Source organism: Cellvibrio sp. QJXJ (genome assembly GCF_024452345.1).
Taxonomy (GTDB): domain Bacteria; phylum Pseudomonadota; class Gammaproteobacteria; order Pseudomonadales; family Cellvibrionaceae; genus Cellvibrio.
Genome location: NZ_CP101662.1, coordinates 3,789,091 through 3,804,724, shown reverse-complemented (window position 1 = coordinate 3,804,724; position 15,634 = coordinate 3,789,091). Strand labels below are relative to the sequence as shown.

Below are 15,634 nucleotides of genomic sequence, written 5' to 3'. Positions count from 1 at the left end.
CAAGCTCTGGTAACTTGTCTTGGTAACTCACCTTGGTAAAAAGTACAGAGGTGAATCTTAGCCTATGCGCGCCCGTCATCTCTTTCATTATTTTTAGTTTGTGGACACTTCCTCATGAGCCAAAACGATCAGCCTATCAAACCCTGGGGCGGCCGCTTCAGCGAAGCTACCGACGCTTTTGTAGAGCGCTTTACCGCTTCTATCGGTTTTGATTACCGCCTTTACCATCACGATATCAATGGCTCAATCGCCCATGCCACCATGCTCGCCAAAGTGGGCGTGCTAACCGAAGCCGAGCGCGACCAGATCATCACCGGTTTGGAAGATATTCGTGCAGAAATCGTCGCCGGTAAATTTACCTGGTCAGTCAGCCTGGAAGATGTGCACATGAACATTGAAGCGCTGCTCACCCAGCGCATCGGCATCACCGGTAAAAAGCTGCATACCGGACGCTCGCGTAACGATCAAGTTGCCACCGACATACGCCTCTATTTGCGCGACGAAATCGATGCAATCGCAAAAGAATTGACTCGCTTGCAACAAGGCCTGCTGCAAGTTGCCGAAGCCAATGCCGATACCATCATGCCCGGTTTTACCCATTTGCAAACCGCTCAGCCGGTGACTTTTGGTCATCATTTGTTGGCGTGGTTTGAAATGCTGCAGCGCGATTATTCGCGCTTGATGGACTGCCGTGCGCGCATGAATTATTTACCGCTGGGCGCCGCTGCACTCGCCGGTACAACTTACCCTATCGACCGTGCCTACACTGCGCAGCTACTGGGTTTTGATGCACCGACCGAAAACTCACTCGACTCAGTGAGCGACCGCGACTTCGCCATCGAATTTGCCGCCTTCGCCAGCATCCTGATGATGCACTTGTCGCGCGCAAGCGAAGAGCTGGTGCTCTGGACTTCATCGCAATTCAGCTTTATCGATTTACCGGATCGCTTCTGCACCGGCTCCTCGATCATGCCGCAAAAGAAAAACCCCGACGTGCCTGAACTGGTACGTGGCAAAACTGGCCGTGTTTACGGTCACTTGACTGCGCTTTTGACCCTGATGAAATCCCAGCCTTTGGCTTACAACAAAGACAATCAGGAAGACAAAGAGCCGGTGTTTGATGCAATCGATACCGTGAAAGACTGCCTGCGCGCCTTCGCCGATATGATTCCCGCGATTCAACCGCGCAAAGAGAAAATGTACGAAGCCGCCAAACGCGGCTTCTCCACTGCCACTGACCTCGCGGACTATCTGGTACGCAAAGGCGTTGCCTTCCGCGATGCCCATGAAATTGTCGGCAAATCCGTTGGTTATGGTGTGCAAACCGGTAAAGACTTGTCGGAGATGAGTCTGGCCGAACTGCAAGCCTTCTCCACGGTTATCGAGCAGGATGTATTTGCTGTATTAACGCTGGAAGGTTCCGTCGCCGCGCGCAATCACATCGGCGGTACTGCACCGGCGCAAGTAAAAGCTGCGGTTGAGCGCGCCAAAACAAGCCTTGCCAATCGCGCCTGATTGAACTGATCGTGTCTTACCTCAAAACGCCGCCCGTTAATCGCGGGCGGCGTTTTTTATTGCCGTGGATTTTTCCCTCGCCAAAACCAGGATCGATAGCCTGAATTTCTGGAATTCACGCCGGAATGAACTAGGCTTTAATTCTGGCAGCTTGTTTTTGCCCGGATACAACAGAGGCACTGGTTAGGGATATGAGTGAACACCCACCCCATTCAGGAACAACTGAGCAAGCACTGGCAGCCAGAGTCCGGCAGCTGGAGGAAGAGCTCGCCTCCCTAAAACAAGAACTGCAACAACAGCAACTTCAACAACAAGCCATGGTTGATCGGGATACGCGCCATCAGTACGCGATGGAGGCGACTAACGACGGTCTGTGGGATTGGCATATCCCGAGCGGCAAAATTTATTTCAATCGCAGCTACCTGCGCATGCTCGGTTACGACTATGGCGACCTGCCCGGCAACCTGGAAACCCTACGCGATTATTTTGTCCACCCCGACGACCTGGATAACATGCTCACCGAGTACCGCACTGCGCTGGATAATCGGCGCGAGTCCGTGCAGTTGCAATGCCGCATGCTACACCGCAGTGGCGAGGTGATTTGGGTACACGCCAAAGCCAAATTTTTTGAACCCGATGCCGAGGGGCGCGCCACTCGCTGTGTGGGTGTAAATACCGATATCAGCGACTTTATTAAAACCCGCGAAGACCTGCTCAGCGCCAAAGCGCAAGCCGACCTGGCCAACAAAACCAAAAGCGAATTCCTCGCCCGTGTCAGCCATGAAATTCGCACGCCGATGAATGCGATTATCGGTATCGGCTACTTGCTGCACGACACGCCGCTGGATGAGCAGCAACAGAGTTATCTCTCCAGTATTAATTCCGCCGCCGATTCACTGTTGCAAATTATCAACCAGTTACTCGACTTCTCCAAAATTGAAGCGGGACGAGTCATTCTGGAATATGCCCATTTTGATATTGAACATTTGTTTGAAAAAATATCGCGCCTGTTTGAAATCAGCGCACTGCATCGCAACGTCAATATTGTGTACGACATCAAACCCGATGTGCCGCGTTTTTTGCGCGGTGACGCCTCGCGTTTGAGCCAAATTCTCGGCCATTTAATTAGTAATGCCTTTCAGTATTCCAATACCGATCAAGTGATTGTGCGCGTTGCCAAAACCCGCCAGACCCGCAAACAGCTGATGCTCGAATTCACCGTGGAGGACAAGGGTACAGGCATGAGCCACAAACAACTGGCGGCGATTAAAGAACAGCTGGTGTTTAACAAAAACCTCATCTCCACCGATAAAAATACTTATGGTCTGAGTATTTGCAGTCACTTGGTGCATTTGATGCAGGGCAAGTTTGCAATAGAGTCCAGCCCCAAAAAAGGTTGTAAAGTCAGTTTCAGCGTAGTTTTGGAACACAGCCATCTGGGCGAAAAAACCCTGCTCAACCAACCGCGCAACTTAAACAATATTCGTGTATTGATTGTGGATGACAACACCATCGCGCGCACTATTATTGCGAGCACAGCGCGCAGCATTAACTTGCAAGTGGACGAAGAGGACTGTGCGCTAAATGTGCTGGAGCGCATTCGCAACGCCGACAAATATGGCCAGCCTTACCACTTTGTACTGCTCGACTACCGCATGCCGGGTATCAATGGTTTGCAATTAACCGGCCTGATTAAAGCCGATCACACACTGCGCAAAAAACCTTGGGTATTTTTAATTTCGGCTTATCACCGCGACGAAATTTCCAGTGCCGACCCCAGTGCTGTTTTAGTCGATGAATTTTTAAGTAAACCAGTGAGTGAATCGCGCCTGTTTGATGCGATAGGCCAAACGATTGCGCAAGTGCAATCGCTGCAGGAAATCAGCCCGCCGATCAGCAGCGATCAGGAAACCACAGCACTGCTGGATAATAGCCGCGTGCTTATCGCCGAAGACAATTTGGTGAACCAACAGGTACTGCGCGGTATTTTGAAAAAGAAAAACATTAGCTGCACCATTGCCACCAACGGCGTTGAAGCCCTGCAATTATTGGAAGTCGCCGAGCAACCTTATGCGGCAGTGTTGATGGATTTGGAAATGCCGGAAATGGATGGCATAGAAGCAACGCGCCAAATTCGCGCCGGTGCGGTGAGCAGTAAATTTCCCGTGGCACAGATTCCAATTATTGCTGTCACAGCGCAAGCCATGCGCGGTGATCGCGAGCGCTGTTTAGCCGCCGGCATGGATGGTTATTTATCAAAACCGGTGAACCCGGAGTTACTTTATACAACACTGGCTGATATTTTACGTGCCCACAGTGTAACCAATGACCATCTGCCACATTGAGACCTATGTTTTCCCGCCCGATAGATATTCACGATATAGACGATGGTGTTGACCGCAAACAACTCAGCCAACTGAAGCAGCGATTTCTCACCTTAAACCAACAGCGTTATGCACGCACTTGTGCGGCGCTGTCCGAGCGCCAGCAGCAATTTTTACAATTGTTGCCACTGCTGTTTCACGTTAATCACCCCATGCTGCCGGGTTATATTTCCCACAGCACACCCGCCGGTGTTTACCAATACTCGCCCACGGCTGAGCAACTGCGCTACGCAAAAATTATTGCGCGCAGTTTTAATTATCAGCGCGATCTCACTGAAAAGAATTGTTACATTGATGCACTGTTTATTATGGGTAGCGTGGGCACTATTGCCCAAAGCGACTCCAGCGATTTGGATGTATGGGTGTGCCACAGTTTGGATGCAAACTACCCCACCCTGCACGAACTGGAACGCAAATGCGCGTTGATCAGCGCCTGGGCCGCGCAACAAATTCACTTGGAAGTGCATTTCTTTTTAATGAATGCCGACGAATTTTCACAGCAGCGCAACCAGGGGTTAAGCAGCGAAGCCAGTGGTTCGGCGCAACACTATTTATTACTGGACGAATTTTATCGCACGGCGCTTTGGCTTGCGGGCAAGGTTCCACTCTGGTGGTTTGTGCCCGCTTCACGCGAGCGCGACTATCAGGATTTTTGTGAAAAATTAGTAGGCCGCCGATTTCTTAAATCGCAAGATGTAATCGATTTTGGCGGGCTACCCGATATTCCCGCCAACGAATTTATTGGCGCGGGCGTCTGGCAACTTTATAAAGCGATTGAATCGCCCTACAAATCTGTGCTGAAACTATTGTTGCTTGAGGTCTATGCCAGTGCGAGCAGCACTAGCCTAAGCAGTTTTACGTCCGAAGAAAATTCCACTGCAATCACTCACGCCGCCGAGCCATTGGCCCTGAGTTTAAAACGCGCGATTTATAGCAGCGAACCGGACGCCGATTTGCTTGACCCCTATGTGATGGTCTACCAGCGTATTGAACAGTATCTGGAGCAGCACCAACAATTTCAGCGCTTGGATCTAGTGCGCCGCTGTTTTTATTTTAAGGTGAATAAAGCGCTGTCCCGCACCAGTGCAAAACGTAAAAAATCCTGGCAGCGACAACTGTTGGAAAAAATGGCCGCCAACTGGGGTTGGAGCAGCCATCAACTATTAATGCTGGACAACCGCGCCTATTGGAAAGCGCCGCACGTGATTAGCGAGCGCGCGTTATTGGTGAATGAATTAAACCACAGCTACCGCTTACTCAACGAACTCAGCAAACAACATCGCGATGAAATTGCAATCACCAGCGATGAATTAATGATTCTCGGGCGAAAACTGCACGCGGCCTTTGAGCGTAAGGCAGGGAAAGTAGAATTGATTAACCCGGGAATTTCGCGCGATATCAGTGAAGATGCACTGTGTTTTATGGTAGAAGAAAAAAACCAAGACCAAAAAAACGCAGGCGAAAAGAATTGGCAATTGATTCGCGGCACCCAGCAGGATGTGATCCTGCGGTATATCGATGTGGCGCCCATCAAACGCTCACGCAGTTTGGTGGAATTGTTACTCTGGTGTCACGCCAATCAAATTCTGGAAAACCACACCAAAATCGATATTGTCGGTAGCGAAGTTGAACTTACCCACGGTCAAAAACAACAACTTATTCAGGCACTGCAACAGTGGCTGCCGGTACCATTCACCATAGAGCACGAACACTTTACCCGCCAGGCTTCCATCGAGCGGATATTGCTCATTATCAATACCGGCGTTGAACCCCAGGTTGAGTTACATAAAAAAGGCATGCAGATGCTCAGCAGCCAACGCGATGCATTGGGTTACAGTGGACTGCGTGAAAATTTGATCATCAATGCCGATGTTATTCACATCAACTCCTGGGGTGAATTGATTTGTCGCCACTATGCCAATGACGCATTGGTCAATTGCCTGTTGCATTATTTCCGCTTATTTTCGCCGGGCAAACCCTTCAGTTTGCCCGAGCTGAGCATTCGCTGTTTTAGCAGCAGCCAGGGCAACAATATTACCCAGCGCCTTACCGAATTATGGCGCGACCTGATCAGCTGCTTTTATTCCGGCACCCGCCCGCGCTCCAGCCGCTACGTGCTGGAAGTCGGCGATGAATATTTGGTACTGCAATTTGTGCAGCAGCTGCCGCAAATTCAGCGCTTTAAAAGTTACGAAAAATTATTGGAACGGTTGGGGCAAGCACAGAGCGATTACAGCCCGATTGTGATTGACCGCTATGGGTTGCGCGACAAACCCCTGCGTTTAATCTGCGAGACCGCTAAGAAGCGTGCGATTTATTTGTTTTATTATCTGGAAGGCAGCGATGCCAAAATCATTATTATTGATGAACGCGGTTCGCTGTTTAGCATCCATTCTTCTTATCACAACCAACAAACCCTATTGCGACCGCTGGTGACGTTTATTAATGCCGCACTGCAGCGCCAATTATTGAACAGCGCGCAGACGATTACTGCGGGTGAACAGAAAGATATTCTAATTTACGAACTCACCGGCAACATCAAACAACAACAAGCTATTGCGGAACCACGTCACTTGCAAAAAGACTGGTCGCAATTGCACTTTATCAACATTAAAGCGATTGCCGAAATGGATAGCGAACAACAACTGCGCTATACCATTTTTTGTGATGAACAGGAATTTTCTGCGCTCAGTTATGGCGAGCAATTATTTAGCGCTGTGGCCAATTACATTGTGCAGCGCCGCAAACAGGGCGAGCGCTACCCCTGCTACATTACCGATCTGGATTTATCGCTCTGTCAGGACACTATTGCCCAACAAACCGGGCTGCAACTCGGGCACTATTTGCACCTGAAATCCGAACTGGAAGACAAGCTCAATCAGGCACTGGCACTGCTCTGATTACACCAATCAATTGTGGTGAAATAATTGTCAGCGCTTAGCGTGTAAGCTCAAATTCACGGCGCGCTATTTCTGTACCATTGATTTGGATCGCCACTTGATGTGCACCAGTGTAGTAGCGGCGGGTAGTAATAGGTTTGAATGAGTGGCGCTTGGAAATAACAACAGTTTCGTTGGCAGCAAGTGCAATATTTTTTAATTTAAAAACTTTGGGTGCGAGCTTGCCGTTGGCTTTCATAAAATAGATCACATAATCCACCACCACATGTTGCGCGCGTTTGCCGCCGCTAAGCGTGCAATTAAATTCAAGCGCATCGCCCAGGGCAATGGTGTGTTTAGCAAGCTTAATATCACTTAGCGTTACACTGGGTTTAGCGGCATAACCCAAAAGAGGAAATACCCGCGCATCGCCCGCTTTTACCAAACTGCGCATGGCGTGTTTTACAATCCAATTGGTATGCTCGTGAGAATCGGCCAACCAGGCTGCACACAACTTGATCATCCATTCCGGATTGTCCTTACTGATGTCGTTCAGGTTATTCGCCACCGAGCGACGCACATATAAACTCTCGTCAGTTTTTAATTTTTGCAAAATCCCCAGCAGTGGTTCGGGGTTATGAATAAATTGCGGCAGGCGCATGCCCCAGGGCAAACGCGGGCGCGAACCTTCCGACGCTAAACGGCGCACATGCTCGGAAGGGTGATCGCACCAGTCCACTAATTTTGCGTAGGTAAAATCCGGGTGTTGTTGGATAAACGGGCGAATCGCAAATTCTGCGCTGAACAGCGGTGTTAATTTTTCCAGCGTGTGCAGCGCTTCTTTGGGGTGCGCTAAGCCGTGTACGGCGACGTAATCAATCACCGGCCAAGCGGCAAAACCGGCTTTATTGTCTGCCGCGCTGCCCCTGTCCCACACCTCGGGTAAATGCTGCAAATAGTTGCTGAGTTTTTTAAACGGCAAATCGTAATGGCGATGCAAAACATCAATCAGGTGATGAACCCGCGCTTTTAATTCAAGCTGATCCAATCCGCGCCGGGCATCGGCCTCAAATGCCCGCGCATCAAATTGTGGAATCACCTGCGCCAGGCTGTTGCCAATACGCGCGATTGCCGCGCGGCCCAAGCCATCTTTCATCAAGGATTGTTCTGCCATAGCACCAGCTGCCGAGTATTTAGGGAACAACTATTGTTCCACAAAATGCGCGGCAGGTTAGTTGGCTTTTGTCATCGACTGGCGTGGGACCGGTGCGAGTGACACAGCGAAGTAAGGGGCGATGAAACTACCGCACGCGCCTCAGCCGAGGGCTGTAACTCAAAACACTTACCCTTGCTGGTGATAAGTTGAATGGATTTTCCGTACATCCAGGATTCACTAATTTGCCCGGCTTTTACCCGCAGCAGCAAACGCGCGCGCATCGTCAGCAGACACCCGGTTGCTGGCAGCCCCATAAATTCCTCGTGATGAACGCCCTGCACACTAAAGGTTACCAGGGCCTCTGAATCGCTCGTCAACAATTGCTCAATCGACCAATTGGCATCAGCAAATACATCCATCAATAAATTAAAAAAGCCCTGATACTCATGGCGACATTCAGGATTAAACTCCGGAAATCCCCAGCAACGAACCTGTTCGGCAACATAGCGTTCAAAGTGCGCAGCAGAACCGGAAAAAGCGCCACGTAAAAATTCACGGATGTCAGCATTCAGGGATTGGTGGTGTTGCATACTCAGCTCCTTCCCTTGTGGGGATTCTCAAATAAATTGGCCGGCCCGGATAGGGTGAGCGCCAGTTTGAAACCTTCCGCCATGGTAAGGTCAAGGCGGAATTGCACAGCGGCAGGGTAAATATAGGGTTTGCGCGCGCGCGCGGATAGCCAATTACTCTCGGGTTATTGCCTATTCCTCCAGACTCATGCTGCAACCGGTTCTAGGCACGAAGCCAACGCGCTACACTCGGTGCTGTGTTATTAACGAGGATTCAAGCGATGAATGCGGCCGACCCCAGCCTTATAACCAGCCCCAGTGTCGATGCCATTCTGGCGGAGATGGTAGCGCGAACGCTCAAACTTGCCCCGCAGGAAGGCATGAGCAAAACCGCGTTTGGGCCGCTGCAAATTTATCGCGCCAACCGCACGAGTGAAGCAATCCATGGGCGCTATGAACCCGCGCTATGCATTATTGCGCAGGGGTGTAAACGCGCCATGCTGGGCGATGAAATTTATAACTACAGCCCCAGGCACTATTTGGTCGCCGCTGTGGATTTACCCGTGGTGGGCCAAGTTGTTGAGGCGAGCGAGGATAAACCTTATTTGTGTGTCCGCCTGGAATTAACGCCACAAAAAATCAGCGACTTGTTAATTGAAACCACACCCAAAAATACCTCGCCGCAAACCAGCCACGACAAACTTAGCCGTGCGGTCAGGTCGCAGCGCGGGCTGTTTGTAAGCCAGGCCAATGGGCACTTATTGGATGCTGTGCTGCGCCTGTTGCGCTTGCTGGACAATCCCGCTGACCTGCCGATTCTGGCTCCGCTGTTTGAGCGCGAAATACTCTACCGCCTGCTGCAAGACGACCAGGCTGATGCGCTCCACCAAATCGCGCTTGCCGATAGCCACGCGCAAAAAATTGCCGCCGTAATTGCACTACTGAAACGGGATTTCCAAAAAAGCTGGCGCATTGAAGAGTTGGCGCAAACGGCGTGTATGAGTAATTCGTCACTGCACACCCATTTTAAAAACGTGACCAATATGACGCCGCTGCAATATCAAAAAAATTTACGCTTGCAAGAAGCGCGGCGTTTGTTGTTTGCAGAAAATCTGGATGCGGCGACAGCCAGCCATCGTGTCGGCTACGAAAGCCCATCGCAATTTAATCGCGAATACCATCGCCTGTTTGGTTTGCCGCCGGTACGCGATTTGGCGCAACTGCGCGCCACCAAACAACTCATGGCCAATGCTTAACCCAGCGCCAATTGAATATTAAAACAGGTGCCGTTTTGCTCGTCGGAGGTGACTGCCATTTGGCCGCGGTGGTGATGGGCGATGATGAAGTAGGAATAGGACAAACGCTGCTCGACCGGGCAACTTTCCGGATGACTGTTCATCGCAAAATAGGGCTGGAAAATATCCAACTGTTCTTCTTCGCTGAGACATTTGCCGTTGTGTGCCAGCTTAATCCACAGCGAGTCGTAAAATTCTGCTATCTCAATATTAATCCAGGGTTTGTCATTGTCATGCCAAGGTTTGGCGTTGAGCGCATAAAATGCATTGCGCATCAAACGCACAAATACCTGTGCCAGTTCCGCGGGAAAACAGGGGATTTCCGGCAGATTAGCAGCGTAGTTGCGACGGATATTAATCTGGCGAAATGCCAACCCCTCTGCATCTTTGAACAACTGACTCGCCAATTCAATGCTGTGATCCATAATCGGCGCAATTGCTGCGGGCTGCTTGATGTCGTGATGACTACTGGCCAGCTCCAATAAATTTTGTGCAATCGCTGTAGCTTGTTGCGCGCTTTGACGCACCATTTCCACTTCGCTTAACAAAAACTCTTTTACTTCACCTAAATCCGCCGCTTCCAATTCCTGGCGCGCGCTGGAAACCCGGGCAAAAATACTGTTGATGGGTAGGCTGATGTCATACACCATCGCCGAGGCCAATTCACCCATCGCAGAAACCTTATCGCGCTCGGCTAATTTATTTTCGGCGTTGACTTGTTTGGTGACATCGGAAATCAAAATCACTATGCCGGTATCATCCTGTTTATCCAGCGGATAAAGCGTGATATCAAAACTGTATTGGCCGGGCTGGGCATGTTTGATGTTCATGGTCTCGCCCGATTCCAATACCGCCTTAACCTGAGCCTCGGTCAGGGTGATGGAGGAATAAGCTTTCCACAAATTTGTGCCCACTACATCTTTGAGTGGGCGACCAGTAACCTCTTCGGCCTTTTTATTCCACTGGGTAATTTCCAATTTCTGGTTCAAGCCAATCAACATCACAGGCATGGAATTCACAATACTGGCGATATAAGCCTCGCGCTCCTGCAATTCAGCAGTGCGGTGCGCCACACGCTCCTCCAGGGTTGCCTTAATTTCGGTCAGCGCACGATTGGAGCGCACTGCACGCCAGTGGGCGCGAATGAGAAAAAACAGCACTATCAGCAACGCCAATATCAGCAAGCTGGCGCTGGTATTGGCCACATATTGCCAACGGGTACTGCCGTCCTCTTCGCGGAACACGGCAAATACATCGGCATAGGCGCTCAAACTCAGGCTGGCAAAGGCGATAAACACCAGGGCGTGTCTCATAAACGGGGGTCTCGTCAAAAAAGCGGGAATAAAACTTGCCAAATTTTACTCGATTGCAGCCGGCAATAGCTATGTTTGCCCAGCAAGGCGTCATCAGCGGCAATAAAAAAGGGCAAATCAAACGATTTGCCCGTGGAAGCGACTCATGAAGCAGTCGAAGAAGAGGGGGAAGTACTCACAAAAAACTATTGCTACAGCGCTTACACTTTGCGCGGTTAACTAGACCTGCACTTGTACCAAACCATCATCAACCCGCACTGGAAATACCGCTACGGCATACTCGGGTTTTTCCAAACACTCACCGGTGCGCAGATTGTAGTGCTCTTTGTACAGTGGCGAAGCGACAACCACTTCATCACCGATTGAACCAATAATACCGCGCGACAATACATTCGCCTCGCCGATAGGATCGTAATTGCTGATCGCAAAAATTTCATTTAAACGACGCGAACGAAAAATGGCGACCTGCTTGCTATTTACCTGCGCACAAACACCGGTATCGGGCAACAAATCATCAAGCTCACACACGCTGATCCAGGGTTTATCACTCATAATTTTTTCTCACTAAAATACTTTTTGATTCGTAGCCCGTATGGCGCCTAGCGCCCTACAGGATCATTAATTTATTCAAAGCCCCGTATTTCGTTAGACGCCATACGGGCAGCGGATAATTAATCCACCAACTCAACAAATTGAATGCTGCTGTTGCTACGTTCCAGCGCCGTCGCAGGGCGAATTTGTTCGCGCTCTACGACATAAGCCAAATTGTCATCGGTGGCATCGGTGTTGATAAAATGTTTGAAACGTTTTTGCAGCGTTTCGTTTTCGACGGTGGTTTTCCATTCGCACTGGTACTGGCTGATGTTGTAGGCCATTTGCGCTTCCAATTCCGCACAAATAGATAACTTATCGTCAATCACCACTTTCTTCAGGTAATCCAAACCGCCTTCCATATTTTCCAGCCACACCGACGTGCGCTGTAGGCGATCCGCGGTACGGATGTAGAACATCATGACGCGGTCGATATATTTAATGAGGGTGACATCATCCAAACCGGTGGCAAATAAATCAGCGTGCCGCGGGCGCATACCGCCGTTACCACACACATATAAACTCCAACCAGTTTCGGTGGCGATAACCCCAAAATCTTTGGACTGCGCTTCAGCACATTCACGGGTACAACCCGACACACCAAATTTAATTTTGTGCGGTGCACGGACACCCTTGTAGCGATTTTCCAATTCAATCGCCATGCCCACCGAATCCAACACCCCATAACGACACCAGGTGCTACCCACACAGGATTTCACGGTGCGCAATGATTTGCCGTAGGCGTGACCCGTTTCAAAACCGGCATCGACCAAAATTTTCCAAATCGCCGGCAACTGATGCAATTGCGCGCCGAATAAATCGATACGCTGGCCGCCAGTGATTTTGGTGTAGAGTTTGTAATCTTTGGCGACTTGGCCGAGCACAATTAATTTGTCCGGCGTAATCTCGCCACCGGCAACACGCGGCACGATGGAATAGGTGCCGTCTTTTTGCATATTGCCCAGGAAAATATCGTTAGTGTCTTGCAAGCCAATGTGTTTTTCATCCAACACATATTCATTCCAGAAAGCAGCAAGAATGGATCCAACGGCCGGCTTACAAATTTCACAACCCAAACCATGGCCGTGTTCATCCAGCAAATGGTCAAAGGTTTTGATTTTTTTGATGCGCACTATGTCAGCCAATTCCTGACGCGAATGCGGGAAGTGCTCGCAAATATGGTTGCTTACTTCCACGCCCAACTTGGTCAGTTCGGAGTCCATCACTTGTTTGGTTAATGCGCTGCAACCACCGCAACCGGTAGACGCTTTGGTGATGGCTTTGATGTCGCCCATGGTGCGCGCACCGTCTTGTACGGCACAACAAATTGCACCTTTACTCACATCAAAACAGGAGCAGATCATGGCCGTTTCCGGCAGCGCATCCACACCAATTGCCATGCCGCCGCCATCGACGTTAGGCAGAATTAAGCAGTTGGGATCATCCGGTAAATCCATACCGTTAACGCACATTTGTTGCAATGTGCCGTAAGCCTCTACATCGCCTACCAATACCGCGCCCAACAATTTTTTATTGTCGGCAGAAACGATCATGCGCTTATAAACTTCATCGACATCGTTGCTGTAGGTATAACTTAATGAACCCGGAGTAGTACCGTGAGCATCGCCAATAGAAGCTACATCCACGCCAAGCAGCTTTAATTTGGTGCTCATGTCCGCACCCATAAATTGATCGCTGCCGCCAGTAATATGGGATACCGCTACTTTTGCCATTTGGTAACCGGGCGCAACCAAACCGTAAATGCGATTATTCCACAGCGCACATTCGCCAATTGCATAGACATCTTTGATGGTGGTTAAGCAATTATTGTCCACTACAATACCGCCGCGCTCACCCACACCCAAACCGCATTTGCGCGCGAGTTCGTCCTGCGGGCGAATACCGGCAGAGAATAAAATCATATCGGTTTCCAAATGGCTGCCATCAGCAAAATTCATGCGATAGCGCGCTTCGGTACCTGCCACAATTTCGGTGGTGGCTTTTTGGGTGTGAACTTTTACGCCGATAGCTTCAATTTTGCGGCGCAATAATTTACCGCCACCTTCATCGAGTTGTACTGCCATCAAGCGCGGTGCAAATTCCACCACGTGAGTTTCAAGGCCAGCTGCTTTTAACGCGGCGGCCGCTTCCAAACCGAGCAGACCACCGCCCACTACTACACCCACTTTGCTGACGCTGGCAGAATTGGTAATGGCCTCCAGGTCTTCAATAGTGCGGTACACCAAACAGTGCTCACCATTGTTACCGGGAATTGGCGGTACAAACGGAAACGAACCTGTCGCTAACACTAATTTGTCGTAGCCTTCGCGGCGACCCGATGCGGTAATCACTTCTTTGTTTTCAAAATCCAGATCGATCACTTTATCTTTCAAGATAAAGTCGATATTTTTTTCGCGGTAATAATCTTCGCTGGTCAACATTAAATCGTCAGCGGTAGAACCGGAAAAATATTTGGAGAGCTGTACGCGGTCATAAGCAAGGCGCGGCTCCTCTGAAAAAGTTACCACTTGATATTGATCAGCTTCAGCATGGTTTACCAAATTATCAATAAACTTGTGCCCTACCATGCCGTTACCGACTACAACAATACGCTTCTTCATATGTGCCTCACGTTATTAAACGCTTATCTATGTCTTTGAACTGAATGTTTTAACTAGCCAAAGCTAACCGGTTGAAATATTTCTCTTGCGCTGCTGCCACTAGGCCAGCAGCAAACTCTCTGCGCTGGAGTGCTGCCAGACTTGTGCTTGCAACTTTTCTTTCATGCGCACCACTTCGCCCACAATAATCAGCGCCGGTGATTGCACTTGCTCGCGAATTACCGCGACAGGAAATTCAGTTAAGGTGGAAATAATGTCGCGCTGGTCTTTGCGGCAACCGTTTTCAATAATCGCAACCGGCGTGTCCGCCGCCAAACCGCCCGCCAATAATTGCGTAGCAATTTCATCGGCGCGAGTCAGGCCCATGTAAAACACCAGGGTGTGATTCAATTGCGCCAGTGCAGCCCAATTCACATCCAAGCTTTTTTCAGCGTGACCGGTGACAAAGGTGCAGCCCTGCGACAAACCGCGATGAGTTAACGGAATATCGGCGTAAGTACTGCAGCCGGAAGCGGAGGTAATGCCGGGAATGACTTCGGCATCGATACCCGCGCTACGCAGCTCTAACAATTCTTCGCCGCCGCGACCAAAGACAAAAGGATCACCACCTTTAATGCGGCAAACGTTTAAACCCGCTTGCGCTTGGGTAACCAATAATTGATTTAAATCTTCCTGCCTGATGCTGTGTTGGTTTTTTGCTTTACCCACATAGTGCGCAGGAATGTGCGAAGGGAACAGCGCGCGAATATCCGGGCTGACCAGATAATCGTAAAAAATAATGTCGGCGTTATTGATCGCACGCAGCGCTTTCAGCGTTAACAATTCCGCATCGCCCGGGCCTGCACCTACCAACCAGACTTTGCCAGCAGGTGATTTTTTGGCTCGCTCCTGACTGTCGCCTGTTTTTTTTACGCCGCGCGCTTTTATCAGCGCCGAGGGCAGTATCTGGATATTGGCTTTGAAGAAATGGTTCATGACATTACCTGCCTGTTGTTTACAATCAGGGAATTGCAAACGCAGTGCCATATCCATTTTTTTCTACAAAAAAATTATTTTCCTTTTATTTTCATATGCTTATAAATACGACGCAGCCGACATGCCACAGCCCGGCGCGATCCCCCTTGGGATAAAATTTGTTTTTCTGTTTTTTATTGGTGCATGAGCGCACCAGATAAAAGCAAAATGCAAAAATTTGATTTCCGCAAAATGCACCATATAAAAACAAAGTGATGGTGCACCGCGCACCACAAGATTGCATTTTTGATTTTTTAGCCACCGAACAAACTATTTTTGCGTTGGATGCAGATCAAA

At 49.7% G+C, this 15,634-nt stretch carries 10 protein-coding genes; 4 read left to right on the top strand and 6 right to left on the bottom strand.

The features are described 5' to 3' along the window. The first annotated feature begins 114 nt into the window (after window positions 1-114). The 3 genes from argH (at window position 115) to NNX04_RS16385 (ending at window position 6,799) form a co-directional block, all read left to right on the top strand. Complete coding sequence (gene argH, locus NNX04_RS16395; RefSeq protein ID WP_261946477.1) at window positions 115-1,515, top strand: argininosuccinate lyase; 1,401 nt, start codon at window positions 115-117, stop codon at window positions 1,513-1,515. 191 nt (window positions 1,516-1,706) lie between these two features. Continuing rightward, window positions 1,707-3,860, top strand: a complete 2,154-nt coding sequence (locus tag NNX04_RS16390) for a PAS domain-containing hybrid sensor histidine kinase/response regulator (RefSeq protein WP_261946476.1) — start codon at window positions 1,707-1,709, stop codon at window positions 3,858-3,860. Between the two features lie 5 nt (window positions 3,861-3,865). Then, complete coding sequence (locus tag NNX04_RS16385; protein ID WP_261946475.1) at window positions 3,866-6,799, top strand: class I adenylate cyclase; 2,934 nt, start codon at window positions 3,866-3,868, stop codon at window positions 6,797-6,799. A gap of 37 nt (window positions 6,800-6,836) precedes the next feature. Here the strand turns inward: NNX04_RS16385 and NNX04_RS16380 are convergent, their stop codons facing one another. Beyond that, window positions 6,837-7,952: a hypothetical protein gene (locus NNX04_RS16380; RefSeq protein WP_261946474.1), complete on the bottom strand. Its 1,116-nt coding sequence runs from the start codon at window positions 7,950-7,952 to the stop codon at window positions 6,837-6,839. 71 nt (window positions 7,953-8,023) lie between these two features. Further along, window positions 8,024-8,524, bottom strand: a complete 501-nt coding sequence (locus NNX04_RS16375; protein WP_261946473.1) for an ester cyclase — start codon at window positions 8,522-8,524, stop codon at window positions 8,024-8,026. A gap of 260 nt (window positions 8,525-8,784) precedes the next feature. On the opposite strand from NNX04_RS16375, the gene NNX04_RS16370 reads away from it, so the two are divergent. Further along, the gene (locus NNX04_RS16370; RefSeq protein ID WP_007638362.1) at window positions 8,785-9,759 is read left to right on the top strand and encodes an AraC family transcriptional regulator; all 975 of its coding nucleotides are present in this window, start codon (window positions 8,785-8,787) and stop codon (window positions 9,757-9,759) included. On the opposite strand, the gene NNX04_RS16365 is transcribed toward NNX04_RS16370, so the two are convergent. From NNX04_RS16365 to cobA, 4 genes are all read right to left on the bottom strand, one after another. Next, window positions 9,756-11,111: a PAS domain S-box protein gene (locus tag NNX04_RS16365; RefSeq protein WP_157152424.1), complete on the bottom strand. Its 1,356-nt coding sequence runs from the start codon at window positions 11,109-11,111 to the stop codon at window positions 9,756-9,758. The two genes, NNX04_RS16370 and NNX04_RS16365, sit on opposite strands and share 4 nt — an antisense overlap. 219 nt (window positions 11,112-11,330) lie before the next feature. Next, window positions 11,331-11,663, bottom strand: coding sequence for a nitrite reductase small subunit NirD (nirD, locus tag NNX04_RS16360; RefSeq protein ID WP_151055743.1), 333 nt, complete (start codon window positions 11,661-11,663; stop codon window positions 11,331-11,333). Between the two features lie 119 nt (window positions 11,664-11,782). Further along, window positions 11,783-14,323, bottom strand: a complete 2,541-nt coding sequence (nirB, locus tag NNX04_RS16355; RefSeq protein WP_007638372.1) for a nitrite reductase large subunit NirB — start codon at window positions 14,321-14,323, stop codon at window positions 11,783-11,785. Window positions 14,324-14,422: 99 nt separating this feature from the next. Next, the gene (cobA, locus tag NNX04_RS16350) at window positions 14,423-15,355 is read right to left on the bottom strand and encodes a uroporphyrinogen-III C-methyltransferase (RefSeq protein WP_261946472.1); all 933 of its coding nucleotides are present in this window, start codon (window positions 15,353-15,355) and stop codon (window positions 14,423-14,425) included. Window positions 15,356-15,634 lie beyond the last annotated feature (279 nt).

Excerpts from the sequence above, each read along its gene's own strand:
- argH (WP_261946477.1), top strand. The coding sequence starts at position 115 with ATGAGCCAAAACGATCAGCCTATCAAACCCTGGGGCGGCCGCTTCAGC.
- NNX04_RS16390 (WP_261946476.1), top strand. The coding sequence starts at position 1,707 with ATGAGTGAACACCCACCCCATTCAGGAACAACTGAGCAAGCACTGGCA.
- NNX04_RS16385 (WP_261946475.1), top strand. The coding sequence starts at position 3,866 with ATGTTTTCCCGCCCGATAGATATTCACGATATAGACGATGGTGTTGAC.
- NNX04_RS16380 (WP_261946474.1), bottom strand. The coding sequence starts at position 7,952 with ATGGCAGAACAATCCTTGATGAAAGATGGCTTGGGCCGCGCGGCAATC.
- NNX04_RS16375 (WP_261946473.1), bottom strand. The coding sequence starts at position 8,524 with ATGCAACACCACCAATCCCTGAATGCTGACATCCGTGAATTTTTACGT.
- NNX04_RS16370 (WP_007638362.1), top strand. The coding sequence starts at position 8,785 with ATGAATGCGGCCGACCCCAGCCTTATAACCAGCCCCAGTGTCGATGCC.
- NNX04_RS16365 (WP_157152424.1), bottom strand. The coding sequence starts at position 11,111 with ATGAGACACGCCCTGGTGTTTATCGCCTTTGCCAGCCTGAGTTTGAGC.
- nirD (WP_151055743.1), bottom strand. The coding sequence starts at position 11,663 with ATGAGTGATAAACCCTGGATCAGCGTGTGTGAGCTTGATGATTTGTTG.
- nirB (WP_007638372.1), bottom strand. The coding sequence starts at position 14,323 with ATGAAGAAGCGTATTGTTGTAGTCGGTAACGGCATGGTAGGGCACAAG.
- cobA (WP_261946472.1), bottom strand. The coding sequence starts at position 15,355 with ATGGATATGGCACTGCGTTTGCAATTCCCTGATTGTAAACAACAGGCA.